At 70.0% G+C, this 1,127-nt stretch carries 1 pseudogene; it reads left to right on the top strand.

Annotated elements, in window-relative coordinates:
- Nucleotides 1-112: 112 nt before the first annotated feature.
- Nucleotides 113-919, top strand: a pseudogene (locus ACWDNU_RS46585) (condensation domain-containing protein); the annotation flags it as partial.
- Nucleotides 920-1,127 lie beyond the last annotated feature (208 nt).

The following is a 1,127-nucleotide window of genomic DNA, read 5'->3' as shown; positions in this document are numbered from 1 at the left end:
GGCTCAGAGACCGGCGAAAGCCTGGTCCACGAACTGCTTGTGCTGATCCGCCCACTGCTTCGCGGCGGTCTTTTCCTGCCGAGGCGAAGCCGAACTCGACGATGTCGTCGGCATGTTCGTCAATACCGTGGTGCTGCGCACCGAGGTCGACCTGGGCGCCGGCTTCGACCGGATGCTCGACCAGGTCCGCGAGACCGACCTCGACGCCTTCGCCAACCCCGACGTGCCGTTCGAGCGGCTGGTCGACCTCGTCAATCCGGAACGCTCGACCGCCCGGCACCCGCTGTTCCAGGTCATGCTGGCCTTCCAGAACACCGCCCAGGCGAGCCTGGAGCTGCCCGGCCTGACGGTCAGCGGCGTCGAGCTGCCGATCGACGTGGCCAAGTTCGACCTGAACGTGGTGCTCACCGAGAAGCCTGCCGACTCGCCTTCGGGCATCGTCGCCGAGCTGATCTACGCCACCGACCTGTTCGACGCGGCCACCGCCGCCCGCTTCGCCGACCGCTGGCTCCGTATCCTGCGGGCCGTCGTCGCGAATCCCGCTGTCCCGGTGGGTGATATCGATCTGCTCAATGCCCGCGAGCGCACGATCCTGCCCGGGACGCCACTGCCCGCCGTCGTCGCCCCCGCCGTCCTGCCCGACCTGCTCGCCACCGCCGTCACCACCAATCCGGACGGCATCGCGATCATCGACGGCCCGGCCCACCTCACCTACCGCGATCTCGACGAACACTCGAACCGCTTGGCCCGCACCCTGATCCGCGCCGGGGCGGGCCCGGAGACCCCCGTGGTGATCGCGGTGCCCCGCAGCGCCGCCTCGGTCACCGCTGTCTGGGCCGTCGCCAAGACCGGCGCCCCCTTCGTCCCCGTCGACCCCGCCTACCCCACCGACCGCATCGCCCAGATCATCACCGACTCCGGCGCCCACCTGGGCATCACCACCCGCGACGCCGCCTCGATCCGCCCCTGGCTAGAGGCTAAGGGCGCGCTCGGCCTCATGACTACCGATGACGCGGTAACCGGCGGCAACGGCGAGCGTGTAGCCGAAGCCGGGCTCCAGCGGTTCGATGGTGAACCGGGAGCGGGTCTCGTTGACCGTCTCTTCGCCGAGAGCCGGCCGCTGGGAA

The organism is Amycolatopsis sp. NPDC003676 (assembly GCF_053587275.1).
The sequence above is the reverse complement of the archived record's forward strand: the minus strand, read 5'-3'. Positions and strand labels throughout refer to the sequence as shown.